The following is a 24562-nucleotide window of genomic DNA, read 5'->3' as shown; positions in this document are numbered from 1 at the left end:
GCCGACGAGCAGACTACCAAAGATTTCGGACTGATTTTTCACGGCACCGCCGTCGCGGCCGCCGCGGCGTGATCCCGGCCGGCCTGCAACCGCGCCAAGCTGCGGTCGCGGCCGAGAAGCTCCAGCGACTCGAACAGCGGCGGGCTCACCGACGAGCCCGTCGCGGCCACCCGGACCGGACCGAAGGCCTTGCGCGGTTTGAGCTCGAGCGCTTCGATCAGCGCGGACTTCAGCGCCGCCTCGATGGCCGCCGCGTCCCACGTCGCGATGCCCTGAAGTGCTTGCACCGCGGCGTCGAGTACCGGCACCGCCTCGGCCTTGAGTTCCTTGGCCGCCGATTTGTCGTCGAGTGCGAACGAGGCGTCGTCGAGGAACTTCAACAGATCCCAGGCGTCGCCGAGCACGACGATCCGGGTCTGCACCAGCCGGGCCGCCTCGGCGAAGCCGACCTCGTCCAGACCGGTGCGGTAGCCGTGAGCGGCGAAGTACTCCCCGAGCCGGCGGATGAACTCGGCCTCGTCGAGCATCCGGATGTGCTCGGCGTTGAGCGCTTCGGCCTTCTTCTGGTCGAACCGCGCCGGATTGGAGTTCACGTCGGCGACGTCGAACGCGGCGACCATCTCGTCCAGGCTGAAGATGTCGCGGTCACCGGCGATCGACCAGCCCAGCAGGGCAAGGTAATTGAGCAGGCCCTCGGGGATGAACCCACGGTCCCGGTGCAGGAACAGATTGGATTGCGGGTCGCGTTTGGACAGCTTCTTGTTGCCCTCGCCGAGGACCGGAGGAAGATGGGCGAATTGCGGTGTCATATCGGTCACACCGATGCGGATCAGCGCGGCGTAGAGCGCGAGCTGCCGGGGAGTGGACGGCAGGAGGTCCTCGCCACGGAGCACGTGTGTGATTTTCATCAACGCGTCGTCGACCGGATTGACCAAGGTGTACAACGGGTCTCCGCTGGCTCGCGTGAGCGCGAAATCCGGCACCGACCCCGCGGGGAACGTGGTCTCGCCGCGGACGAGGTCGTTCCAGGTCAGTTCCGTGTCGGGCATGCGCAGCCGGACGACCGGCCGGCGGCCCTCGGCGCGGAACGCCGCGCGCTGCTCCTCGGTCAGCTCGCGGTCGTAGTTGTCGTATCCGAGTTTGGGGTTGCGCCCGGCGGCGATATGGCGGGCCTCGACCTCCTCGGCGGTCGAGTAGGCCTCGTAGGCTTCGCCGGCGGCGAGCAGGCGCTCGATCACGTCGAGATAGATCTCGCGGCGCTGCGACTGGCGGTACGGGGCGTGCGGACCGCCGACCTCGGGACCTTCGTCCCAGTCCATTCCCAGCCACCGCAGTGCGTCCAGCAGCGCAACATAGCTGTCCTCACTGTCGCGGGCGGCGTCGGTGTCCTCGATGCGGAAGACGAACGCGCCGCCGGTGTGCCGGGCGTAGGCCCAGTTGAACAGCGCGGTACGGATCAGGCCGACGTGGGGCGTCCCGGTCGGCGACGGGCAGAATCTGACACGTACCGCATTCGAGGTCGTCACGATCTTCCTTTTCTGACAACAGGATTGGTGAGGGTCCCGATCCCTTCGACAGTGATGCTGACGACGTCACCGTGCTCCAGCGGGCCCACCCCTTCCGGGGTTCCGGTCAAGATGAGATCACCGGGCAGCAAGGTCATCACCGCCGAGACCCACTCGATGATCGCGCCGACGTCGTGGATCATCAACGACGTCCGGCTCCGTTGTTTGACTTCGCCGTTGACCTCCGTGCGGATTTCGAGGTCGGAGGGGTCGAGGTCTGTTTCGATCCACGGTCCCACCGGGCAGAAGGTGTCGTGGCCCTTGGCACGCGTCCACTGGCCGTCCTTGCTCTGCTGATCCCGCGCCGACACATCGTTGGCGATCGTGTAGCCCAGGATGTTCTCGGCGGCGCGCGAGGCCGGAACGTCCTTGCAGGGCCGGCCGATCACCACGGCCAGTTCGCCTTCGAAGTGCACCGGGTTGGCGTCGGCGGGAAGTTGGATCGGCGTATAGGGCCCGATGATCGCCGTGTTCGGCTTGAGGAAGATGATCGGGTCCTCGAAGGTGCCCCCGCCCATCTCCTCGATGTGCGCGGCGTAGTTCTTGCCCATCGCCACGACCTTGCTGGCCAGGATAGGTGCGAGGAGTCGCACATCGGCCAGCGGCCACTGCCTGCCGGTGAAGGTGGGCGTACCGAAGGGATGCTCGGCGATCTCTCGGGCCACCGCCGCGGCCGGGTCGTCGGGCGGACCCTCGATAGAGACGAAGGCGACACCGTCGGGGCTGGCAATTCGTCCGAGACGCATAGGGCCAGCCTAGTGCGCGATACACCCGCCGCCGACGGCACGCCACCCACGCCAGAAAGTCTCATATTTTGGGAACCCCATTCAGGATTGTGAGACACGTGTGCGACCATGGCGCCATGGGAACCACGTCGGTCAGCGCGTTGAGGCGCTGGTCGATGCTGGCTGTCGGGCTGTCGGCGACGCTGTGCGCCAACGTGTTCATCAACGGTGTCGCGTTCCTGATACCGACGCTGCACGACGAACGCGGCCTCGATCTGGCGGCGGCCGGGCTGATGTCGTCACTGCCCAGCCTGGGGATGGTCACGACGCTGATCGCCTGGGGCTACGTCGTCGATCGCGTCGGCGAACGGGTCGTGCTGACGCTCGGGTCGGCCCTGACCGCCGCGGCGGCGTTCGCGGCGGCCTCGGCGGACTCCCTTCTGACCACAGGTGTTTTCCTGTTCCTGGGTGGTATGGCCGCCGCGAGCAGCAATACCGCCAGTGGACGGCTCGTGGTCGGCTGGTTCGACGCCGAACAGCGTGGCCTGGTGATGGGCATCCGACAGACCGCTCAGCCCCTCGGCGTGGGCGTCGGCGCGCTGGTGATCCCGCGGCTGGCCGAGGCCGAGGGAGTCTCGGCAGCGCTACTCTTCCCGGCCGTGGTGTGCGCGGCGGCAGCGGTGCTCTGCGCGGTCGCGGTGATCGACCCACCGCGGCCCCCGCGCGCCGAGGCCGGCGACAGTGTCCTGAGCAACCCGTACCGCGGCTCACCGATGCTGTGGCGCATCCACCTCACGTCCGCGCTGCTCGTCGTCCCCCAGGTCGTGGTGTGGACGTTCACGCTGGTGTGGCTGATCGCCCGGCACGGCTGGTCGGCCGAATCCGCGGGCCTGCTGGTGATGCTGGCCTAGATCCTCGGGGCCGCAGGGCGAATCGGTGCGGGCCGGTGGTCGGACATGTTCGTCAGGCGCACCGGCGACCTGATCGCTTCACGGCTGCGTCCGATCCGCATCATCGCCGCCGCCGCGGCGGCCGCGATGGCCCTCTTGGCAGTGACCGACTGGCTGGGTTCGCCAGTGAGCATCGCGCTGATGATCGTCGCCTCGGTGATCACCGTGTCGGACAACGGTTTGGCGTTCACTCTCATCGCCGAGTACGCGGGTCCGTTCTGGAGCGGACGCGCACTGGGCACCCAGAACACCAGCCAACTGTTCGCCCAGGGCATCGCTCCGCCGCTGTTCGGCGGACTGATCGCGGTCGCCGGCTACCCGGTGGCGTTCGCGGTGTGCGCCCTGTTCCCGTTGTTGGCGATTCCGGCGGTGCCGCTGACGGTCGAGTCAGACCGCTGACCGACTGTGGCGGGGCAGCGCGATCAACGCCGCGGCCAGGAAGCACAGCGCCCCGAGAAATGTGCCGAAGTTGGCCAGCCATTCGTCTGCGGTGACGCCGTCCTTGCGGATGAACGCGGCGGCCGCCGACACCCCGAACGCGACGCAGCCGGTGAGGTTGACCGCGTTGGTGATCCAGTCGCGCGACCCGGACCTCACCGCCCCGACGGCGGCGACCGCCGCCATCGCCATCGCGCCGCTGATCAGGAAGAACAATGAGCCGGTCACGTCGGGCACCCAGACGTAGCGACGTTCGGCGAGCACCGCGTGGGCCCGTACCGCGGCGCCGGTGCTCAGGTTGAACAACAACGTCCCGGCGAACTGTGCTGCGGCTGCCGACCATTCGAGACGCTCGGCGCGGTCGGCGAGGACCAGTTGCATCCACGCCGCGGTGGTGAAGAACCAGGAGCCGACAAAGCACAGCAGATCCGCCGGCGCGGCCCCCACCCATCCCGGGAAGCGGGGCGCGGTGGCGAGCGCGAAGAGCGACGAGCCGATGGCGAACAACCAGCACTGCCGCGTCAGCGACGCGCACGCCGCGATGGCTACAGCTTTCCGAGGATCCGGTCGCCGACCTCGGTAGTCGACAGCTTCTCGTCTCCCCGGGTGGCCAGGTGTTCGGCGACCGCCCGGTCGACCCGCGTCGCGGCATCGATCTCGGCCATGTGGGCCAGCAGCAGCGACACCGACATGATGGCCGCCGTCGGATCGGCGATCCCCTGCCCCGCGATATCGGGCGCGCTGCCGTGCACCGGCTCGAACATCGACGGATTGGTCAGCGTGGCATCGATGTTGCCGCTGGCGGCCAGCCCGATACCACCGCAGACCGCGGCGGCGAGGTCGGTGATGATGTCGCCGAACAGATTGTCGGTGACGATCACGTCGAAGCGGCCGGGATCGGTGACCATGTGGATGGTCGCGGCGTCGACGTGCTGATAGGCGACCTCGACCTCCGGGAACTCGGCGGCGACCGCCTGCACCGTGCGCCACCACAGTGAGCCGGCGTTGGTCAGCACGTTGTTCTTGTGCACCAAGGTCAGGTGCTTACGCCGTTGGTAGGCGCGCTTGAACGCGTCCTGAACCACCCGGCGCACCCCGTAGGCGGTGTTCACGCTGACCTCGGTGGCGATTTCGTGCGGCGTGCCCACCCGGATCGCGCCGCCGTTGCCCGTGTAGGGCCCTTCGGTGCCCTCACGCACGACGACGAAATCGATCTCCGGGTCGCCGGCGAGCGGACTCTGCACACCGGGGTAGAGCCGGCCGGGCCGCAGATTGATGTGGTGGTCGAGTTCGAACCGGATGCGCAGCAGCAGACCGCGCTCCAGCAGTCCGCTGGGCACCGAGGGATCCCCGATCGCGCCCAGCAGGATCGCGTCGTGACCCTTCAGCTCCTCGAGCACGGAGTCCGGCAGCACCTCACCGGTCTTGTGGTACTGCCGTGCGCCGAGGTCGTATTCGGTCTTCTCCACTCCGGGCAGCACGGCGTCAAGCACCTTGAGCGCCTCGCCGATCACCTCCGGTCCGATGCCGTCACCGGCGATCACGGCCAGTTTGATCGTTGCACTCATGTCAGGTCCACCACTTCCAGCGTCACGGCGTCCACGTCGCGGCCGATGGCAGCGAGGACGTCCTCGGGCACTTCACGGTCGAGTCGCAGCATGATCGTCGCACCGCTGCCGTCGGCGTCCTGGCTCAGCTGCGCGGCCAGAATGTTCACCGCGGCGCCGCCGAGCAGGGTGCCGATCTTGCCCAGCGCGCCGGGCTGATCGTCGTAGTTGATGATCAGGTTGACGCCCTCGGCACGCAGATCGAAATTGCGACCGTTGATCTGGACGATCTTCTCCACCAGCTGGGGGCCCGACAACGTGCCCGAGACGTTGACCGTGGAACCGTCGGCGGCCACCCCGCGGACGTCGACGACGCTGCGGTGGTTGGGGCTCTCGGACTCGGTGTCGATCGAGGCCTCGACGCCGCGCTCGGCGGCCAGTGCCGGGGCGTTGACGAACGTGACACGCGACGCGGAGCCGGAGCCGTCGTCGAGGTCCTCGATGACCGCTGAGAACAGGCCGCGCAACGCCGAAAGCCGGAGCACCCCGACGTCCTCGGAGGCCAGCTCGCCGCGCACCTGCACGCACAGGTTGGTGGGCAGCTCCGTCGACAAGGCCCCGACGAGCAACCCGAGCTTGCGGACCAGGTCCAGCCACGGGGCGACCTCCTCGCCGACGGCGCCGCCGCCGACGTTGACCGCATCCGGGACGAACTCACCGGCCAGGGCCAGCTTCACGCTGACCGCCACATCGGTGCCGGCGCGATCCTGCGCCTCGGCGGTCGACGCGCCCAGATGCGGCGTGACGACGACCTGCGGCAGATCGAACAGCGGGCTGTCGGTGCACGGTTCGGTGGCGAACACGTCCAGTCCGGCACCGCGGACGTGGCCGCTGGCGATCGCCTCGGCCAGGGCAGCCTCGTCGATCAACCCGCCGCGGGCCGCGTTGACGATGATCACACCCGGCTTGGTGCCGGCCAGCGCCTCCTTGCCGATCAGGCCGGCCGTCTCCTTGGTCTTGGGCAGGTGCACGGAGATGAAATCGGCGCGGCTGAGCAACTCGTCGAGCGGCAGCAGCTCGATGCCGAGTTGCGCGGCGCGCGCGTGGGACACATACGGGTCATAGGCGGTGATGTGCGCACCGAATGCGGCGAGCCGCTGGGCTACCAGCTGCCCGATGCGGCCCAGACCGACCACGCCCACGGTCTTGCCGAAGATCTCGGTTCCCGAGAATGCCGAGCGTTTCCACGTGCGCTGGCGCAACGTCGCATCGGCGGCGGGGATCTGGCGAGCGGTCGACAGCAGCAGGGCCACGGCATGCTCGGCGGCGCTGTGGATGTTGGACGTCGGCGCGTTGACGACCAGCACACCGCGGGCGGTCGCGGCGTCGACGTCGACGTTGTCCAGGCCCACGCCCGCGCGGGCGACGATCTTGAGTTTCGGGGCCGCGGCGAGGACCTCGGCGTCGACGGTCGTGGCCGAGCGCACCAGCAGCGCGTCGGCGTCGGCCACCGCGGCCAGCAGCTTCTCCCGGTCCGGTCCGTCGACCCAGCGGACCTCGACCTGGTCGCCCAGGGCCTCCACGGTCGATTGGGCCAGCTTGTCGGCGATCAGTACCACAGGAAGACTCACGAGGCCTCAGCCTAATGGGCTCTAATGGCCAGGTGGAATTGACCGTCGTCGGGAGTGGACCCAACGGACTGGCCGCGGCCGTGATCTGCGCGCGAGCAGGGCTGTCGGTGCGGGTGATCGAAGCGCAGGCCACACCCGGTGGGGGCGCACGGACGCTGCCCGATCCGGAGTTCGGCGGTGTGACGCACGACATCTGCTCGGCGGTGCACCCGCTGGCGCTGGCGTCACCGTTCTTCTCCGAGTTCGACCTGCGTGCCCGCGGGGTGACACTGGCGGTGCCGGAGGTGTCCTATGGCAATCCGCTGCTCGGCCGCCCGGCGGCCATCGGATACCGCGACATCGAACGCACCTGCGCCGAGCTCGACCACGGGGCGTCCTGGCGGCGGCTGCTCGGGCCGTTGGTCGCCGACTGCGACGGCGTGGTCGGATTGCTGCTGGGCGACAAGCGGTCGATCCCGCCGAGTCTGCCCGCCGCCGTGCGGGTCGCTCCCCGGCTGTTGGCCCAGGGCACCCCGGCCTGGGGCACGCTGGTCGGCGAGGATGCCCGCGCTTTGTTCACCGGCGTTGCGGCACATACGATTTCGAGGATGCCATCGCTCGTATCGGCCGGCGCCGGACTGATGTTGGCGACCCTGGGCCATGCGGTCGGATGGCCGATCCCGGTAGGGGGCTCGCAGGCGGTCCCGGACGCGCTGATCGCGGATCTGCGCGCCCACGGCGGGGAACTGATCCTCGGCGAGACGGTGACGAGTCCGCCTGCGGGCGTGGTGCTCTACGACACCGCGCCGACGGCCCTACTAGACATCTACGGCGACCGGTTGCCCGAGCGCTACGCGAAAACGTTGCGGCGCTACCGATATGGGCCCGGTGTGGCGAAGGTCGACTTCGTACTCTCCGGCGAGATCCCTTGGCGGGACGCACGTCTGGCCGATACGCCGACACTGCACCTGGGTGGTGATCGCGCCACGATGGCCTTGGCGGAGAAGGAAATCGCCGCGGGTAGGCATCCTCAGTGGCCGATGGTGCTGGCCTCGCTGCCTCATCTGGCTGATCCGGGCCGCATCGACGCGCAGGGCCGCCGGCCCCTGTGGACCTATGCCCATGTGCCTGCCGGCTCGACGGTCGACATGGCCGAGGCCGTCACCGAGGTGTTCGAGAGGTTCGCCCCCGGCTTCCGGGACGTGGTGGTCGGCGTGCGCAGCATCCCGGCGGCGCGGTTGTCCGACCACAATGCCAACCTGGTGGGCGGGGACATCGGCGTCGGCGCCAACAACATGGTCAGCGCCCTGACCGGACCCGCGCTGCGGTGGAACCCGTGGACGACGCCGGTACCGAAGGCGTATCTGTGTTCGTCGGCCACCCCGCCCGGCGGCGGCGTGCACGGAATGGCCGGTTTCTACGCCGCCCGCACCGTGTTGCGGCGGGAGTTCGGCATCAAGACTCTGCCGTCGCTGGCCCCGCGGCCCCAGTGATGTCGGCGCGTTCATACACTCTTTTCGGCGACGACGGGCACGCCGATATCGCGCGTAGGGTGGCGCCATGACGAAACTGGCGGTCATCTACTACTCGGCGACGGGCCACGGCACTGCCATGGCCCACCGTGTCGCGACCGCGGCCGAGGCGGCCGGCGCCGAGGTACGGGTGCGGCACGTCGCCGAGACCCGCGACCCCGAGACATTCGCCAACAACCCCGCGTGGATGGCGAATTATCAAGCGACGAAGGACCTTCCGGCCGCGACCGGCGACGACATCGTGTGGGCGGACGCGGTGATCTTCGGCTCCCCCACCCGCTTCGGCAACATGGCCTCGCAATTCCGGACGTTCATCGACTCCCTCGGTGGGCTGTGGGCGCAGGGCAAGCTCGCCGACAAGGTGTACGCCGGATTCACGTCGTCCCAAACCGCCCACGGCGGCCAGGAGACCACGCTGATCACCCTGTACATCACGCTGATGCACTTCGGCGGCATCATCGTGCCGCCCGGATACACCGACGCGATCAAGTTCGCCGACGGCAACCCGTACGGCGTCGGCCACATCACCGGCCCCGAGAACCGCAACGAGCTCGACGACACGACGCTGGCCGCGCTCGATCACCTGGCCCGGCGGGTCGTCGGCGTCGCCGACCGGCTGCATTAGGCGGGCTCGCCGCCCTTGGGCAGCGCACGCATCGCCGTGCGGATGGCCAGGAAGATCAACGTCGACGTCACCAGGAACACCGGCCACCCCATGGCGATCCTCGCCACGGCGAGTATGCCGTCCTGGTCGGTGTCGTAAAGATAGAACTGCACCCCGAACCGCGTCGCCGACACCGCCGCCATCATCAGCGTCACCAGGTCGAAGGCCGTGCGGACACGGCGGGTTCGCCGCCAGGTGCCGTCGCGCCCGGTCATCCACGCCCACACGACCCCGATCAACGGCCGGCGGACGATGACCGAGCCGGTGAACAGGACCGCCATCATCAGATACAGCCAGATGCCGGGAAGGTAGAAGTCCTTGGCCTGCCCGGTGACCAACGCGAAACCCGCGCCCACTGCGACTCCGGCGAAACCGAACAGCGCGGGCCGGGTGGACTCGCGGTGCACCAGCTGCCAGGCCAGCACGCACGCCCCGGCGACCACCGCCGCGATCAGTGCGGGTGTCAACCCGGCAACCGAGTTGAGCGCGGCGAACGTCGTGACCGGCAGCGCGGTGTATACGAGTCCGCGGATGCCGCCGGCACGCGCCAGCAGCGCCGAGGCCGGAGTCGGGGTGCCCGTCATGATCACCGAGAGTACCGACCCCCGCGCGGGTCCCCCGGAACAGCAATCCCGGTCGTGATCAGCGACTGATCACGACCGGGATTACTATTCCGCGACGGGAACGGACCGGCTAGGCGGTCTCGGTGATGGGGCGGTCGACCCAGCTCATGAGGTCGCGCAGCTTCTTGCCGGTGACCTCGATCGGATGCTCGGCGTTCTGCTTGCGCAGACCCTCGAGCTCCTTGTTCCCACCCTCGACGTTGGCGACCAGACGCTTGACGAACGTGCCGTCCTGGATGTCCTTGAGGATGTCCTGCATGCGCTTCTTGGTGTCGGCGTCGATGACGCGCGGGCCGGACAGGTAGCCGCCGAACTCCGCGGTGTCGGACACCGAGTAGTTCATCCGCGCGATACCACCCTCGTACATCAGGTCGACGATCAGCTTGAGCTCGTGCAGCACCTCGAAGTAGGCCATCTCGGGGGCGTAGCCCGCCTCGACCATGACCTCGAAGCCGGTCTTGACCAGTTCCTCGGTGCCACCGCACAACACGGCCTGCTCACCGAACAGGTCGGTCTCGGTCTCCTCCTTGAACGTGGTCTTGATGACACCGGCGCGGGCACCGCCGATGGCGGCGGCGTACGACAGCGCCAGCGCCTGGCCCTCACCCTTGGGATCCTGGTCGATCGCGATCAGGCAGGGCACACCCTTGCCGTCGACGAACTGGCGGCGCACCAGGTGACCCGGGCCCTTGGGGGCGACCATGCCGATGGTGACGTTGGCCGGCGGCTTGATCAGGCCGAAGTGGATGTTGAGGCCGTGGCCGAAGAACAGCGCGTTGCCGTCTTCGAGGTTGGGCTCGATGTCCTTGGTGAAGATCTCGGCCTGCGCGGTGTCGGGCGCCAGCAGCATGATCACGTCGGCCCACTTGGCGACCTCGGCCGGGGTGTCGACCTCCAGGCCCTGCTCGGTGACCTTCTCGCGGGACTTCGAGCCCTCCTTGAGGCCGACCTTCACCTCGACGCCGGAGTCGCGCAGGCTCAGCGAGTGCGCGTGCCCCTGGCTGCCGTAGCCGATGACGGCGACCTTGCGACCCTGGATGATCGACAGGTCCGCGTCGGCGTCATAGAACATCTCAACTGCCATCGTTATGAATCTTCTTTCTCTGTTTGCTTTTCAGGTATTTACTTGGTGCTGATACCGCGCGGGCCGCGGGACAGCGACACCACACCGGACTGGACGATCTCCCGGATCCCATAAGGCTCGAGCACCCTCAGCAGCGCCTCGATCTTGCCAGGTGTCCCGGTGGCCTCGACGGTCAGTGACTCGTTGGAGACGTCGACGACCTTGGCGCGGAACAGGTTGACGGCCTCGATGACCTGACCGCGGGTGGCGGCGTCGGTGCGGACCTTGATCAGCGCGAGCTCGCGGGAGACCGAGTGCTCCTCGTCCTGCTCGACGATCTTGATCACGTTGACGAGCTTGTTGAGCTGCTTGGTGATCTGCTCCAGCGGCGATTCCTCGACGTCGACCACGATGGTCATCCGGGAGAGGTTCTTGTGTTCGGTGCCCCCGACGGCGAGCGACTGGATGTTGTAGCCGCGCCTTGAGAACAGCGAGGCCACGCGGGCCAACACGCCGGGCTTGTCCTCGACCAGCACCGACAGCGTGTGGGTGATGCTCATCAGTGCGCTCCGTTCTTCGCGCAAGCGCTCATGCCCGCGTCCATGTTCTTCGCGCAAGCGCTCATCAGGCGTGCCCCTCTTCGTTGTCGAACAGCGGCCGGATACCGCGGGCCGCCTGGATCTCGTCGTTGCTGGTGCCTGCGGCCACCATCGGCCACACCTGGGCGTCGGCGCCGACGACGAACTCGATCACCACCGGGCGGTCGTTGATCGCGCGAGCCTGGGCGATCACGTCGGCGACGTCCTCTTCACGCTCGCAGCGCAACCCGACACAGCCCAGCGCCTCGGACAGCTTGACGAAATCCGGGATGCGGCGGGTGTGGGTGGCCAGATCGGTCTGGCTGTAGCGCTCCTCGTAGAACAGCGTCTGCCACTGGCGCACCATGCCGAGGTTGCCGTTGTTGATCAGCGCGACCTTGATCGGCACCCCTTCGATGGCGCACGTCGCCAGCTCCTGGTTGGTCATCTGGAAGCAGCCGTCGCCGTCGATCGCCCACACCTCGGCCTCGGGCCGGCCCATCTTCGCGCCCATGGCCGCCGGCACCGCGAAACCCATGGTGCCCAGACCACCGGAGTTGATCCACGTCTTGGGGTTCTCGTAGGAGATGAACTGCGCGGCCCACATCTGGTGCTGGCCCACCCCGGCCACGTAGACGGCGTCGGCTCCGGCCATCTTGCCCAGCGTCTCGATGACGAACTCCGGCGACAGGCTGCCGTCACTCTGCGGGCCGTAGCTCAACGGGTAGGTCGACTGGATTCCGCGCAGGTACTCCGACCAGTTGTCCAGTCGCGCCGAATCGGCCGCGCCATCCCTGCGCAGCGCATCGATCAGATCAGTGATGACGGCCTTGACGTCACCCACGATCGGCACGTCGGCGTGGCGGTTCTTGCCGATCTCGGCGGGATCGATGTCGGCGTGGATCACCTTCGCCTCGGGGGCGAACGAATCCAGTTTGCCGGTCACCCGGTCGTCGAAACGGGTGCCCAGCGCGATCAGCAGATCGCTGCGCTGCAGGGCGGCCACCGCGGCGACCGTGCCGTGCATGCCGGGCATACCCATGTTCTGCGGATGGCTGTCCGGGAACGCGCCGCGGGCCATCAGCGTGGTCACGACGGGGATGCCGGTCAGCTCGGCCAGCTCGAGCAGCTGCTCGCTGGCCTCGCCGCGGATCACGCCGCCGCCGACGTAGAGCACCGGCTTGCGCGCCTCGGCGATCAGTTTGGCCGCTTCGCGGATCTGCCGGTTGTGTGGTTTCGTATTCGGCTTGTAGCCGGGCAGCTCGAACTGCGGCGGCCAGGCGAACGTGCATTCCCCCTGCAGGATGTCCTTGGGGATGTCGACCAGCACAGGCCCGGGCCGTCCGCTGGAGGCGATGTGAAACGCCTCGGCGATGACCCGCGCGATGTCGTCGCCGTCGCGCACCAGGAAGTTGTGCTTGGTGATCGGCATCGTGATGCCGGAGATGTCGGCTTCCTGGAACGCGTCGGTGCCGATCAACCCGCGTCCGACCTGCCCGGTGATCGCCACCATCGGGATCGAGTCCATGTAGGCGTCGGCCAGCGGGGTGACCAGGTTGGTGGCCCCGGGCCCGGAGGTCGCCATGCACACGCCGACCCGCCCGGTGGCGTGCGCGTAACCGCTGGCGGCGTGCCCACCGCCCTGCTCATGACGCACCAGCACGTGCCGGAGCTTCTGCGAGTCGAACAGCGGGTCATAGACCGGCAGCACCGCACCGCCGGGGATGCCGAAGATGACATCGACACCGAGTTCCTCGAGCGCACGGATCACCGCCTGCGCTCCGGTCAGCTGTTGCGGGGCAACGTTGTTCGGTCGGCCAATGGCTTGCGACGGGGATGACGCGGAGTCGTGCTTCGCGTCATCCGCTGTCCCGTTCGTCGGGGTCGCCGACTGCTCGGGCGGTCGCTTGGTAGGTGCGCTCACGGTGTCCTCTTGGTCCTTGTCGGTCGACTGATCTTCTCAAATCGATGCTGGGGCAACAAAAAACCCCCGTCAGCCCGGCGGCTGTACGAGGGTTGCGCGTCGATGCGGTTTTGCTATGCCCCGAGCAGGGCCAGCGCGGCATCAACGCGCAACCCAATTACTACGAGCCCGGGGGTCTGCATAGCAGACGACGGTAGCCGCCGAACTGGCAAAAGGTCAAATCAGCTCGGCGCGGGAAGCCGACCGAGACGGTGAGATGATGGCGGCATGCGTACTCCCCCGGCTTCGGAGAAGGCTCCCGTCGTCATCAGGATCTCACCGATGGCTCATGTCGCGATCGGCTTTCTGACGGTGGCCATGCTCGCCGTCGTCTTCGCCGGGCCGGCCTGGTTCATCCTGTTCTTCCTGATTCCGCTGACCTTGTCGATCGTCGTGATGCGCTACCGCACGGTCGCCGACCGGGACACCGTCACCGCGCGCACCATGCTGCACAGCCGGACGGTGCGCTGGGATGACATCGACGGGCTGCGATTCGGGCGCACCGCGTGGGCGGTGGCACACAAGCGCGACGGGACCGAGCTGTCCTTGCCGGCCGTGACGTTCTCGACGCTGCCGTTGCTGACCGCCGCCAGCGGCGGACGGGTGCCCAACCCGTACGAGTGAGGGTGGATCAGCCCAGCGGGTTGGTCCCGTTGAGCAGCACCCAGATCGCGATGCCGGCGCCCACACCCAGCAGCAGCGCGGCGAAGGATCCGATGAAGGGACGGCGGGCCCAGCCCCGTCCCGCGTCCAGGCCGTAGCGGCCGGGGCCCACGAGGATGATGGCCGCCACGGCGCAGACCAGCACGATCTTGTACTCGTGCCCGTCGGTGAGGAAGGCCGAGAGTCTGGCTTCCTGATGGGCGATCGTGGCTTCGGCCAGCACCGAGGTGATCAGGTAACCGAGGGCCCCGGCCGCGGCGATCGGGGTGCAGAGACCGATGACCAGCAGTACACCGGCGGCGATCTGGCCGCCGGCGGCGACGTAGGTCAGGATGTCGGCGTGCCGGAACCCGACGTCGCCGAGTGAGTCACGGAAACCGTCCAGTCCGGGGCCGCCCCACCAACCGAACACCTTCTGCAGGCCATGGCCGATGAGCAGCACGCCGACCGTGACGCGCAGCAGCAACAGCCCGAGGTCCTGGGTGCCCCTGCGATCGTCGCGCCGGTCGGCGTCGACCACACCGACCTCGGTGGGTGCTGCCGTCGCACCGTAGGCCCCGGGTGCCAGCCCGGCGCCGGGCTGCACGTAGGGCAGCGGTTCAGGGTCGTTGAGCAGCGCGAACGGCTGCTGATTGGCCGGTTTGGCCGAGTCGTAGCGCGGAATTGCGGTGGTCTCGAAGTCGCCGCCGTAGTTCGTCGTGGGGAGGTCGTCTTCCGGGTCCACCAGGCTCGCCGACGCAGGCCGCCCAGCCGAATCGTCGGGCCGCTGCCAGAGGCCTGGGTCATGGGGGCTCGTCACGTCAGCCAGGGTAAGTGCTGTCCGGCTCACAACCGGGGATTGGCGCGGCGCGTTGAACACGTGTTTCTTTCAGCCGTCCCAGGTCGCGGCGGGGAGCGCGTGGCGGGCTCCGTCCGGGGATCCGTAACCTGGCCTGCATGAGCGAGCGTCGGTCGTTGGGGCCTCTTGTCGTGCTGCTGAGCGCGGCGCTGCTTGCCGGCGCCGGCTGTGCCCGGTTCGACTCCGCGCAGTCCCAGCCGTTCACGACCGAACCGCAGCTTGCCCCGGGTCCGACGTCGACGCCGCCGCCTCCTCCTCCCCTGCCGGCCAAGCCGTTTCCCAAGGAGTGCCCGGCGCCCGGCGTCATGCAGGGCTGTCTGGAGAGCACCAGCGGTCTGATCATGCTGCCCGACAGCCAGTCCGCGCTGGTCGCCGAACGCACCACCGGCGCGGTCAAGCAGGTGTCGGTGCGGGCCGAGCCCATCACCAAGATGGTCATCCCGGTCGACCCCAGCGGTGACGGCGGCCTGATGGACATCGTGATGTCGCCGACCTTCATCCAGGACCGGCTGATGTACGCCTACGTCAGCACACCGACCGACAACCGTGTCGTGCGCATCGTCGAGGGTGACCCGCCCAAGCCGATCCTGACCGGCATCCCGAAAGGGGCCACCGGCAACACCGGCTCGTTGATCTTCACCAGCCCGACCACCCTGATGGTGCAGACCGGGGACGCCGGAAACCCGGCGCTGGCCGCCGATCCCGGCTCGCTGGCAGGCAAGCTGCTGCGCATCGAGCAGCCGACCACCGTCGATCAGGCCCCGACCACCACCGCGCTGTCAGGGTTGGGTCCCGGCGGCGGGGTGTGCGTGGACCCGGCCGACGAGTCGCTCTACGTCACCGACCGGACGCCGACCGCCGACCGGCTGCAGCGCATCACCAAAGACTCCAAGGTGTCCACGGTGTGGACGTGGCCGGACCGACCCGGTGTCGCGGGCTGCGCCGCGCTCGACGGCACCGTGCTGGTCAATCTGGTCAACACCAAGCAGACCGTCGCGGTGCGGATGGCCCCGGAAACCGGTGCGGTGACCGGGGATCCGGAGGTGGTCCGTCAGGACCAGCACGGGCACGCCTGGGCACTGGAGGTCTCTCCCGACGGCAACGTGTGGGGCGCCACCGTCAACAAGACCTCCGGCGACGCGATGAAACTCGACGACGTGGTGTTCCCGTTGTTCCCGCAGGGTGGCGGGTTCCCGCGCACCAACGCCGACAACACCTAGCCCGGCAGACGCAGCATCAGCCTGGTGCCGCCCTGCGGGCTGACCTCCAACGAGGCTGTGCCACCGTGGATCTCAGCCTGCTGAGCGACCAGCGCCAGTCCGAGTCCTGAACCCGAGCGGGACGCGGTGGTCCCCCGGTGGAAGCGCTCGAACACCGCGGCGCGCTCCTCTTCGGGCACCCCGGAGCCGTTGTCGTCCACGGCGATCTCCACCCCGGACTGCGAGCTGACCACACTCAGCCGGATCTGGGTGGCACCACCGTGCTTGACGGCGTTGGCGATGGCGTTGTCGATGACGAGCCGCAGCCCCGCGGGCATGCCGAGCATCAACACCGACGTCGACGACGCCAGCGACACGTCCAGGCCGGGATAATTGCGCATCGCGTCGTGGGCGGCGCGGTCGAGCAACTCGGCGACGTCGACCGGGACGAAGTCGTCCACCGTGGTCAGCTGTCCCTGCGCCAGCCGCTCCAACGCCGACAGCGTGGCCTCGATCCGCGACTGGGTGCGGATCACATCGCCGATGACCTCGTCGCGCTGCTCGGCACCGAGGTCGAGCGTGGTGAGCACCTCGAGGTTGGTCCGCATCGCCGTCAGTGGGGTCCGCAGCTCGTGGGAGGCCACCGACGCGAAGTCGCGCGCCGTCTCCAGCGCGGCCCGGGTGCGCTGCTGCTCGTCGCCTATCCGGGCCAGCATGCCCTCGACCGCCTCGGAGATCTCGACCGCCTCCCACACGCCGCGCACCTGCACCTCGTCGGGCGCGGACTGCGCGTTGATGGCGCGGGCCTGCTGGGCCAGCAGCCGGAACGGGTTGACCATGATCAGCCCGATGACCCAGCCGATCACCAGCGTGCTGAGGATCACCCCGAAACAGATCCAGAACACCCGCCAGTGCAGGGAATCGATGCGGGCCTGGGTGTCGGCCAGCGGCGCACCGAGCGCGATCGACGCACTCGGCGTGGTGATGGTGCGCACCCGGTACTCGACTCCGTCGATCGTCGCGTCGGCGTACCCGCTCGGCAGTTCGGGGAGCACGATGTCGGCCGGGATGGACACGGTGGTGCCGCCGGTGCGAGCGGTGCGCACCAGTCCGCCCTCGGTCGGTTCCGGGCCGACGCCGTCCTGCGCGCTGCGCAGCAGCGTGGTGACGTCGCCGAGGCTGGACAGTGAGTCCAACCGCCGGTCGAGCTGGTCGTACTGGTCGTTGGTGACGCCGACCCAGACCCATACACCCAGCGTCAGCACCAGGATGATCACCCCTAGCTGGGCGAGGATGACGATCGACCGCAGCGACAGCAGCCGCAGCGGGTGCTGCAGGACGCGAAAGACCAGGTCCTGGATGCGGGTCATCTAGTTGCAGGCGGCCATGACGAGTTCACGCACCCGCGCGGCGTCGGCCTGGCCCTTCGTGGCCTTCATCACCGCGCCGACGATCGCGCCCGCGGCCTGCACCTTGCCGCCGCGGATCTTGTCGGCGATGTCGGGATTGGCGGCCAGCGCCTCGTCGACCGCGGCTTGGATCAACGAGTCGTCGCGCACCACGACCAGTCCGCGGTCGGCCATCACCTGCTCCGGCTCGCCCTCCCCGGCCAGCACACCCTCGACGACCTGGCGGGCGAGCTTGTTGGACAGCTTGCCGTCGTCGACGAGCTTGACCACCGCAGCCACCTGCGCCGGGGTGATCGGCAACGCGTCGAGTTCGACGTCGAGTTCGTTGGCCTTCTGCACCAGAAAGTTGCCCCACCACGCGCGCGCGGCGTCGCTGGACACACCGTGCTCGACCGTCGCGGCGATCAGGTCGAGCGCGCCGATGTTGACGAGGTCGCGCATCACCTCGTCGGAGATGCCCCAGTCCTGCTGAATCCGCTTGCGCGCCAACCACGGCAGCTCGGGAAGCGTGCCGCGCAACCGTTCCACCCAATCGGCGCTGGGCGCCACCGGCTCGAGGTCCGGCTCGGGGAAGTAGCGGTAGTCCTGCGCCGTCTCCTTGCTGCGCCCGGGCGAGGTGTGTCCATCCTCGTGGAAGTGCCGGGTCTCCTGGACGACGGTGCCGTCGCTGTCCAGAACCGCGGCCTGTCTGCGCATCTCGTAGCGGACCGCGATCTCGACGCTCTTGAGGGAGTTGACATTCTTGGTCTCGGTGCGGGTGCCGAACTCGGCCTGCCCGATCGGTTTGAGGGACACATTGGAGTCGCAGCGCATCGAGCCCTGATCCATCCGGACATCGGAGACGTCCAACGCGCGCAACAGGTCCCGCAACGCGGTGACATACGCCCGGGCGATCTCGGGGGCACGCTCGCCGGCGCCTTCGACGGGTTTGGTGACGATCTCGATCAGCGGCACGCCGGAGCGGTTGTAGTCGGCCAGCGAGGTCGTCGCCCCCGCGATACGTCCGGTGTCGCTGCCGAGGTGGGTCAGCTTGCCGGTGTCTTCCTCCATGTGGGCGCGCTCGATCTCGACGCGCCAGGTGCTGCCGTCGTCGAGCGGGACGTCGAGATACCCGTTGAACGCGATCGGCTCGTCGTACTGCGAGATCTGGTAGTTCTTCGGCTGGTCCGGATAGAAGTAGTTCTTCCGCGCGAACCGGCACCACGACGCGATCTCGCAGTTGAGTGCCAGACCGATCCGGATCGCGGACTCCACCGCGGCCTCGTTGAGCACGGGCAGGGAACCGGGCAGGCCCAGGCAGACCGGGCACACCAGGGTGTTGGGTTCGGCGCCGAACCGGTTGGCGCACCCGCAGAACATCTTGGTCGCGGTCGAGAGCTCGACGTGGACCTCCAGGCCGAGCACGGGTTCGTACTTGGCGATGACCTCGTCGTAATCGAGCAGCGGTGCGTTGGCCGAGGTCACGGAAGTCATGCCCCCGATCCTAGTGGCCGTCAACCGAAGAACTCGGCGGCGTCGTCGTAGCGGCTCTGCGGGACCAACTTGAGCTGGCGCACCGCGTCGGCCAGCGGCACCCGCCCGATCTCCTGGCCGCGCAGGGACACCATCATGCCGTACTCGCCGGCGTGCGCGGCGTCGGCGGCGTTGACCCCGAACCGGGTGGCCAGCACGCGGTCGTAGGCGGTCGGCGTACCGCCGCGCTGCACGTGCCCGAGCACCGTCACGCGGACCTCTTTGCTGATCCGTTTCTCCACCTCGATCGCCAGTTGCTGCGCGACGCCGGTGAACTTCTCGTGGCCGAACTCGTCGATGCCGCCCTGGCGCAGCTGCATCGACCCCTCGGCCGGCTTGGCGCCCTCGGCGACCACGCAGATGAAATGCGAATCACCTCGCACGAAGCGCTGCTTGACCAGCCGGCACACCTCTTCGACGTCGAACGGCTGCTCGGGGATCAGCGTCATGTGCGCCCCTGAGGCCAGGCCGGCGTTGAGCGCGATCCAGCCGGCATGCCGCCCCATCACCTCGACCAGCATCACCCGCTGGTGGGATTCGGCGGTGCTGTGCAGCCGGTCGATGGCCTCGGTGGCGACAGTCAGCGCGGTGTCGTGGCCGAACGTGACGTCGGTGCAGTCGATGTCGTTGTCGATGGTCTTGGGCACCCCGACGACGGGAACGTTCTCCTCGGACAGCCAGTGCGCCGCGGTCAGCGTGCCCTCTCCCCCGATCGGGATCAGCACGTCGATGCCGTTGTCCTCCAGCGTCTGCTTGATCTGGTCCAGACCGGCGCGCAGCTTGTCGGGATTCACCCGCGCGGTGCCGAGAATGGTGCCGCCCTTGGCGAGCAGCCGGTCGTTGCGATCGTCGTTGCGCAGCTGGATGCGCCGGTCCTCCAGCAGACCGCGCCAGCCGTCCTGGAAGCCGACCACTGACGATCCGTACCGCACGTCGCACGTGCGCACGACCGCCCTGATCACGGCGTTCAGCCCGGGACAGTCACCTCCGCCGGTCAGCACTCCGATACGCATGGCTCCATCTAACCCGCTCAGAGCGCGGTCGGCAGCGGTCCTCTCGCGGTTTCGTAGGCCGCACCCACCCGGTAGAGCCGGTCGTCGGCCAGTGCCGGGGCCATGATCTGCAGGCCCACGGGAAGATTGTCGTCGGCCGCGAGGCCCGACGGCACCGACATCCCGGAGTGGCCGGCCAGGTTCAGCGGCAGCGTGCACAGGTCGAACAGGTACATCGCCAGCGGATCGTCGACCTTCTCGCCGAGCGGGAACGCCGTAGAAGGAGTAGTGGGGGTCACCAAGACGTCGACCTTCTGATATGCCTCGTCGAGGTCACGGGCGATCAACGTGCGTACCTTCTGGGCCTGGTTGTTATAGGCGTCGTAATAGCCGGCAGACAACGCGTACGTGCCGATCATGATGCGGCGCTTGACCTCTGGCCCGAACCCGACTGCACGGGTGATCGCCATGACCTCTTCGGCGCTGCGGGTGCCGTCGTCGCCGGCCCGCAACCCGTACCGCATGCCGTCGAACTTCGCGAGGTTCGACGACACCTCCGAGGGCAGGATCAGGTAGTAGGCCGACAGCGAGTGGTCGAAGTGCGGGCAATCGACCTCGCTGACCTGCGCGCCGAGCGCGGTCAACTGCTCGACGGCGGCGTTGAACGACTCGAGCACGCCCGGCTGGTAGCCCTCGCCACTGCGCAACTGCTTGACCACCCCGATGCGCACCCCCTTGAGGTCGCCGTGCGCACCGGCGCGCGCCGCGGCGACGACGTCGGGCACCTCGGCGTTCACTGACGTCGAGTCGCGCGGATCGTGACCCGCGATCACCTGGTGCAGCAGCGCGGTGTCCAGGACCGTGCGCGCACACGGGCCGCCCTGATCGAGCGAAGACGCGCACGCCACCAGCCCGTAGCGGGACACGGTGCCGTAAGTCGGTTTGACCCCGACGGTGGCGGTCAGCGCGGCGGGCTGACGGATCGATCCGCCGGTGTCGGTGCCGATGGCCAGCGGGGCCTGGAAGGCGGCCAGCGCGGCGGCGCTGCCGCCGCCCGACCCGCCGGGCACCCGGTCGACGTTCCACGGATTGCGGGTGGGCCCGTAGGCCGAGTTCTCGGTCGACGATCCCATCGCGAACTCGTCCATGTTCGTCTTGCCGAGGATCGGGATGCCGGCGGCCCGCAGCTTCGCGGTGACGGTGGCGTCGTACGGCGAGGTCCAGCCCTCCAGGATCTTCGATCCGCAGGTGGTGGGCATGTCGGTCGTGGTGAAGACGTCTTTGAGCGCCAGCGGGACACCGGCCAGCGGCGAGGCGGGCCTTTCACCGGCGGCGAGAGACTTGTCGACGGTGGCCGCGGCGTCCAGCGCCCGCTCCGCGGCGACGTGCAAGAACGCGTGGTAGCGCTCATCGGTGTCGGCGATCTGGTCCAGGAAGGCCTGCGTCACCTCGGTCGAGGACACCTCTTTGGCGGCGATCTTCTCGCCGAGGGTTGCCGCATCGAGCTTGATGAGACTCATTCGGGCTCCCCCAGGATCCGCGGCACCGCGAAGCGGCCGTCAACGGCTTTCGGCGCGGCTGCCAGCGCCTCTTCCTGGGACAGGCTCGGCTGCGGGTCGTCGGGCCGGAACACGTTCACGTCCTTCAGCGGGTTGTCGGTGGCTTCGACGCCGGTGACGTCGACGGCCTGGATCTGGCTGACGTGAGCGAGGATGGCGTCCAGCTGACCGGCGAAGCTGTCCAGTTCGCTGTCGGTCAGGGCGAGTCGGGCGAGGCGCGCCAGGTGGGCTACCTCGTCTCGGGAGATCTGTGACACGACCATCAAGCCTAGTTCAACCGGGCCCGGGCGCCGCCGCCCGAGTCGCCCGCCCCGCCCGGACCGTGACACAGTGTTGGCCGTGCCTTCCTATCTGCTGCGGGTTCAGCTGGCGGACCGGCCGGGCAGCCTGGGTTCCCTGGCCGTCGCGCTCGGCTCGGTGGGCGCCGACATCCTGTCCCTCGACGTGGTGGAGCGCGGCGCCGGTTACGCGATCGACGACCTGGTGGTCGAACTGCCCGCCGGGGCGATGCCCGACATGCTGATCACCGCAGCCGAGAACCTCAACGGCGTCTACGTCGACAGCATCCGCCCGCACACCGGCCTGCTGGAAGCACATCGTGAACTCGAGTTGATCGACCACGTCGCGGCCGCGCACGGCAGACGCACCCGGCTGCAGGTGCTCGTCGACGAGGCGCCACGGGTGTTGCGCGTCGGCTGGTGCACCGTGGTGCAACTGACCGACACCGGCTCCGAGCGTGTGGTCGGCAGCCCGGGCGCACCCGAGACTCAGGCCGCCGAGACACCCTGGCTGCCGCTCGAACGTGCGGTGGCCCTGGACGGCACCGCAGATTGGGTGCCCCAGGTGTGGCGGGACATGGACACCGCGCTGGCCGCTGCACCGCTGGCCGACCCGCGGACCGCGATCATGCTCGGCCGCCCCGGGGGCCCGGCGTTCCGGCCCAGCGAGGTCGCCCGCCTGGGCTACCTGGCCGGGATCGTCACCACCATCATCGGCTGACCGGCGACTCAACCGTCGCCGGTGTCGCCGTCCGGCGCGGCGTCGGGTCCGTTCTCCAGCAGCCGGCGGAAGCCGTCCTCGTCGAGCACCGGCACACCCAGTTCAATGGCCTTGTCGTACTTGGACCCCGGCGAATCACCGGCCACGACGTACGCGGTCTTCTTCGATACCGATCCGGCCGCTTTGCCGCCGCGGGCGATGATCGCCTCCTTGGCCTCGTCGCGGCTGAAGCCGGCAAGCGAGCCCGTGACCACGATCGAGAGGCCCTCGAGGGTGCGTTCGATGCTGGCGTCGCGCTCGTCGGCCATGCGGACCCCGGCCGTGCGCCACTTGTCGACGATGGCGTGGTGCCAGTCGACGGTGAACCATTCGGTGACCGCCGCCGCGATCGTCGGCCCCACCCCTTCGGTGGCGGCCAGCTGTTCCTCGGAGGCGGCCATGATCGCGTCGAGGCTGCCGAACTCGGTGGCCAGCGCCCGCGCCGCGGTCGGCCCGACGTGGCGAATCGACAGGGCGACGAGCACCCGCCACAGCGGTTGGGATTTCGCCTTACCCAGATTGGCCAACAGCCGCTTGCCGTTGGCCGAGAGCTCACCGGCTTTGGTGGTGAACAGCTCGGTGCGCAACAGATCTTCGGCGGTGAGATCGAACAGGTCGCCCTCGTCGCCGATCGCGCCTGCCTGCAGCAGCGCCGTCGCCGCTTCGTAGCCGAGCCCTTCGATGTCGAAGGCGCCACGGCCGGCGACGTGAAAGACCCGCTCCCGCAACTGTGCCGGGCAGGTCCGCGAGTTCGGGCAGCGAATGTCGGCGTCGCCCTCCTTGGCCGGGGCCAGCTTGGTGCCGCATTCCGGGCAGTGGGTCGGCATGTGGAACTCGCGTTCGCTGCCGTCCCGCAGGTCGACGACCGGGCCGAGCACCTCGGGGATCACGTCGCCGGCCTTGCGGATCACCACGGTGTCACCGATCAGCACACCCTTGCGTTTGACCTCAGAACCGTTGTGCAGCGTGGCCAGCCCGACGGTGGATCCGGCGATCTTGACCGGTTCCATGTAGGCGAAGGGGGTCACGCGCCCGGTGCGCCCGACGTTGACCCGGATATCGAGCAGCTTGGTCTGCGCCTCTTCCGGCGGGTACTTGTAAGCCACCGCCCAGCGCGGTGCGCGCGAGGTCGCCCCGAGCCGCCGCTGCAGTGCGACGTCGTCGACTTTGACCACGACGCCATCGATCTCGTGCTCGACGTCGTGGCGGTGCTCGCCCCAGTAGGCGATCCGTTCGGTGACCGCGTCCAGGCCCTTCACCTGGGCGGTGTTTGACGAGACCGGCAGCCCCCACGCCTTGAGCGCGCGGTACGCCTCGTGCAGGGAGGTGAAGGGGAATCCCTCAGAACCCTCGATGTGGCCCAGGCCGTGGCAGATCATCCGCAACCGGCGCCGTGCGGTGACGGCGGGATTCTTCTGGCGCAGTGAGCCGGCCGCGCTGTTGCGCGGGTTGGCGAACGGCGGTTTACCCTCGGCGACCAACCCGGCGTTGAGGTCCTCGAAGTCGGCCACCCTGAAGAACACCTCGCCGCGTACTTCGAGCACCGCCGGAAGCGGGAATTCGTCTGTGCCGCTGAGCCGTTCAGGAATATCGTCGATCGTGCGAGCATTGAGCGTGACGTCCTCACCGGTACGACCGTCACCGCGGGTGGCCGCGCGCTCGAGCCGACCGTCGCGGTAGACCAGGGCCAGCGCCACCCCGTCGATCTTCAGCTCGCAGAGATACTGCGCGCTCGCCCCGATCTCGGTCTTGATGCGGGCGGCCCACGCGGCGAGCTCGTCGGGGGTGAAAACATTGTCCAGGCTGAGCATCCGATCCAGATGCTCGGCGGGGGTGAAGTCCGTCGCGAACCCGGCACCGCCCACGAGCTGGGTCGGCGAGTCGGGGGTGCGCAGCTCGGGATGGTCGTCTTCGAGGGCCTGCAGCCTGCGCAGCATCGCGTCGAACTCGGCGTCGGTGATGATCGGAGCGTCGCGCACGTAATAGCGGAACTGATGGTCGCGCACCTCGTCGGCGAGCTCCTGCCACTGGCGCCGCAGATCCGCGTCGCGCGGGTCGTCGGCCTGCTCGGCCAGCACTGCCTCGGGATCCGGG

21 protein-coding genes and 1 pseudogene are annotated in these 24562 nt (G+C 68.6%); 6 read left to right on the top strand and 16 right to left on the bottom strand.

Annotated features, from left to right (window positions below; all coding sequences use genetic code 11):
- Positions 1–38 precede the first annotated feature (38 nt).
- Positions 39–1526 carry a glutamate--tRNA ligase gene (gene gltX / locus KXD97_RS18010; protein ID WP_260751397.1) on the bottom strand — a complete coding sequence of 496 codons (1488 nt, stop codon included), beginning with the start codon at positions 1524–1526 and terminating at the stop codon, positions 39–41.
- Positions 1523–2311: a fumarylacetoacetate hydrolase family protein gene (locus KXD97_RS18005; protein ID WP_260751396.1), complete on the bottom strand. Its 789-nt coding sequence runs from the start codon at positions 2309–2311 to the stop codon at positions 1523–1525. The genes gltX and KXD97_RS18005 overlap by 4 nt, the downstream gene beginning before the upstream one ends.
- A 116-nt stretch (positions 2312–2427) precedes the next feature.
- Here KXD97_RS18005 and KXD97_RS18000 point away from each other — a divergent pair.
- A pseudogene (locus KXD97_RS18000) lies at positions 2428–3639 on the top strand (MFS transporter).
- Here the strand turns inward: KXD97_RS18000 and KXD97_RS17995 are convergent.
- Genes KXD97_RS17995 through serA form a run of 3 tightly spaced genes read right to left on the bottom strand, consistent with a single transcriptional unit; the run spans position 3628 to position 6856 of the window.
- Positions 3628–4185 carry a hypothetical protein gene (locus KXD97_RS17995; RefSeq protein ID WP_260751395.1) on the bottom strand — a complete coding sequence of 186 codons (558 nt, stop codon included), beginning with the start codon at positions 4183–4185 and terminating at the stop codon, positions 3628–3630. The pseudogene KXD97_RS18000 and the gene KXD97_RS17995 sit on opposite strands and share 12 nt — an antisense overlap.
- Before the next feature lie 38 nt (positions 4186–4223).
- Positions 4224–5234 carry a 3-isopropylmalate dehydrogenase gene (locus KXD97_RS17990; protein ID WP_260758031.1) on the bottom strand — a complete coding sequence of 337 codons (1011 nt, stop codon included), beginning with the start codon at positions 5232–5234 and terminating at the stop codon, positions 4224–4226.
- 8 nt (positions 5235–5242) lie between these two features.
- On the bottom strand, positions 5243–6856 hold the full coding sequence (gene serA, locus KXD97_RS17985; protein ID WP_260751394.1) for a phosphoglycerate dehydrogenase: 1614 nt from the start codon (positions 6854–6856) through the stop codon (positions 5243–5245).
- Positions 6857–6888: 32 nt separating this feature from the next.
- Between serA and KXD97_RS17980 the strand changes: the two genes are divergently transcribed.
- Positions 6889–8328, top strand: coding sequence for an NAD(P)/FAD-dependent oxidoreductase (locus tag KXD97_RS17980; protein WP_260751393.1), 1440 nt, complete (start codon positions 6889–6891; stop codon positions 8326–8328).
- Positions 8329–8395: 67 nt separating this feature from the next.
- The gene (gene wrbA / locus KXD97_RS17975) at positions 8396–8992 is read left to right on the top strand and encodes an NAD(P)H:quinone oxidoreductase (protein ID WP_260751392.1); all 597 of its coding nucleotides are present in this window, start codon (positions 8396–8398) and stop codon (positions 8990–8992) included.
- Here the strand turns inward: wrbA and KXD97_RS17970 are convergent.
- The 4 genes from KXD97_RS17970 to KXD97_RS17955 all read right to left on the bottom strand — a co-directional run bounded on the left by KXD97_RS17970 (position 8989) and on the right by KXD97_RS17955 (position 13219).
- The gene (locus KXD97_RS17970) at positions 8989–9615 is read right to left on the bottom strand and encodes a DUF3159 domain-containing protein (protein WP_260751391.1); all 627 of its coding nucleotides are present in this window, start codon (positions 9613–9615) and stop codon (positions 8989–8991) included. The genes wrbA and KXD97_RS17970 overlap by 4 nt on opposite strands.
- 109 nt (positions 9616–9724) lie before the next feature.
- A complete protein-coding gene (ilvC, locus tag KXD97_RS17965) occupies positions 9725–10726 on the bottom strand; it encodes a ketol-acid reductoisomerase (RefSeq protein WP_260758030.1) in 1002 nt (333 codons plus the stop codon).
- Positions 10727–10776: 50 nt separating this feature from the next.
- Complete coding sequence (gene ilvN / locus KXD97_RS17960; RefSeq protein WP_396884309.1) at positions 10777–11277, bottom strand: acetolactate synthase small subunit; 501 nt, start codon at positions 11275–11277, stop codon at positions 10777–10779.
- A 64-nt stretch (positions 11278–11341) separates the two neighbouring features.
- A complete protein-coding gene (locus KXD97_RS17955; RefSeq protein ID WP_396884307.1) occupies positions 11342–13219 on the bottom strand; it encodes an acetolactate synthase large subunit in 1878 nt (625 codons plus the stop codon).
- Between the two features lie 267 nt (positions 13220–13486).
- Here KXD97_RS17955 and KXD97_RS17950 point away from each other — a divergent pair, with 267 nt between their 5' ends.
- Positions 13487–13882, top strand: coding sequence for a PH domain-containing protein (locus KXD97_RS17950; protein ID WP_260751390.1), 396 nt, complete (start codon positions 13487–13489; stop codon positions 13880–13882).
- Positions 13883–13889: 7 nt separating this feature from the next.
- On the opposite strand, the gene KXD97_RS17945 is transcribed toward KXD97_RS17950, so the two are convergent.
- Entirely contained in the window at positions 13890–14720 is an 831-nt protein-coding gene (locus KXD97_RS17945; protein WP_260751389.1) for a DoxX family protein, read from the bottom strand.
- A 137-nt stretch (positions 14721–14857) separates the two neighbouring features.
- Here KXD97_RS17945 and KXD97_RS17940 point away from each other — a divergent pair, with 137 nt between their 5' ends.
- Entirely contained in the window at positions 14858–15979 is a 1122-nt protein-coding gene (locus KXD97_RS17940; RefSeq protein ID WP_260751387.1) for a sorbosone dehydrogenase family protein, read from the top strand.
- Here the strand turns inward: KXD97_RS17940 and KXD97_RS17935 are convergent.
- The 5 genes from KXD97_RS17935 to gatC are packed head-to-tail and all read right to left on the bottom strand — an operon-like array spanning position 15976 to position 21687.
- Positions 15976–17328, bottom strand: a complete 1353-nt coding sequence (locus KXD97_RS17935) for a sensor histidine kinase KdpD (protein ID WP_260751386.1) — start codon at positions 17326–17328, stop codon at positions 15976–15978. The two genes, KXD97_RS17940 and KXD97_RS17935, sit on opposite strands and share 4 nt — an antisense overlap.
- Positions 17329–18840, bottom strand: coding sequence for an Asp-tRNA(Asn)/Glu-tRNA(Gln) amidotransferase subunit GatB (gene gatB / locus KXD97_RS17930; RefSeq protein ID WP_260751384.1), 1512 nt, complete (start codon positions 18838–18840; stop codon positions 17329–17331).
- A gap of 20 nt (positions 18841–18860) precedes the next feature.
- Entirely contained in the window at positions 18861–19892 is a 1032-nt protein-coding gene (locus KXD97_RS17925; RefSeq protein WP_260751381.1) for an ATP-dependent 6-phosphofructokinase, read from the bottom strand.
- 17 nt (positions 19893–19909) lie between these two features.
- Positions 19910–21391 (bottom strand): Asp-tRNA(Asn)/Glu-tRNA(Gln) amidotransferase subunit GatA, encoded by a 1482-nt coding sequence (gatA, locus tag KXD97_RS17920; RefSeq protein WP_260751380.1) that lies wholly within the window; start codon positions 21389–21391, stop codon positions 19910–19912.
- Positions 21388–21687 carry an Asp-tRNA(Asn)/Glu-tRNA(Gln) amidotransferase subunit GatC gene (gatC, locus tag KXD97_RS17915; RefSeq protein ID WP_260758027.1) on the bottom strand — a complete coding sequence of 100 codons (300 nt, stop codon included), beginning with the start codon at positions 21685–21687 and terminating at the stop codon, positions 21388–21390. The genes gatA and gatC overlap by 4 nt, the downstream gene beginning before the upstream one ends.
- An 82-nt stretch (positions 21688–21769) precedes the next feature.
- Between gatC and KXD97_RS17910 the strand changes: the two genes are divergently transcribed.
- Entirely contained in the window at positions 21770–22429 is a 660-nt protein-coding gene (locus KXD97_RS17910; protein WP_260751379.1) for an amino acid-binding protein, read from the top strand.
- Between the two features lie 8 nt (positions 22430–22437).
- Here KXD97_RS17910 and ligA read toward each other — a convergent pair whose 3' ends face one another.
- On the bottom strand, positions 22438–24543 hold the full coding sequence (gene ligA / locus KXD97_RS17905) for an NAD-dependent DNA ligase LigA (protein WP_260758026.1): 2106 nt from the start codon (positions 24541–24543) through the stop codon (positions 22438–22440).
- Positions 24544–24562 lie beyond the last annotated feature (19 nt).

This window comes from Mycobacterium sp. SMC-8, from assembly GCF_025263565.1.
Taxonomy (GTDB): domain Bacteria; phylum Actinomycetota; class Actinomycetes; order Mycobacteriales; family Mycobacteriaceae; genus Mycobacterium.
The sequence above is the reverse complement of the archived record's forward strand: the minus strand, read 5'-3'. Positions and strand labels throughout refer to the sequence as shown.

Excerpts from the sequence above, each read along its gene's own strand:
- ilvN (WP_396884309.1), bottom strand. The coding sequence starts at position 11,277 with ATGAGCATCACCCACACGCTGTCGGTGCTGGTCGAGGACAAGCCCGGC.
- gatA (WP_260751380.1), bottom strand. The coding sequence starts at position 21,391 with ATGAGTCTCATCAAGCTCGATGCGGCAACCCTCGGCGAGAAGATCGCC.
- ilvC (WP_260758030.1), bottom strand. The coding sequence starts at position 10,726 with ATGTTCTATGACGCCGACGCGGACCTGTCGATCATCCAGGGTCGCAAG.
- KXD97_RS17925 (WP_260751381.1), bottom strand. The coding sequence starts at position 19,892 with ATGCGTATCGGAGTGCTGACCGGCGGAGGTGACTGTCCCGGGCTGAAC.
- KXD97_RS17940 (WP_260751387.1), top strand. The coding sequence starts at position 14,858 with ATGAGCGAGCGTCGGTCGTTGGGGCCTCTTGTCGTGCTGCTGAGCGCG.
- KXD97_RS17950 (WP_260751390.1), top strand. The coding sequence starts at position 13,487 with ATGCGTACTCCCCCGGCTTCGGAGAAGGCTCCCGTCGTCATCAGGATC.
- KXD97_RS18005 (WP_260751396.1), bottom strand. The coding sequence starts at position 2,311 with ATGCGTCTCGGACGAATTGCCAGCCCCGACGGTGTCGCCTTCGTCTCT.
- gatB (WP_260751384.1), bottom strand. The coding sequence starts at position 18,840 with ATGACTTCCGTGACCTCGGCCAACGCACCGCTGCTCGATTACGACGAG.
- KXD97_RS17970 (WP_260751391.1), bottom strand. The coding sequence starts at position 9,615 with ATGACGGGCACCCCGACTCCGGCCTCGGCGCTGCTGGCGCGTGCCGGC.
- wrbA (WP_260751392.1), top strand. The coding sequence starts at position 8,396 with ATGACGAAACTGGCGGTCATCTACTACTCGGCGACGGGCCACGGCACT.
- KXD97_RS17935 (WP_260751386.1), bottom strand. The coding sequence starts at position 17,328 with ATGACCCGCATCCAGGACCTGGTCTTTCGCGTCCTGCAGCACCCGCTG.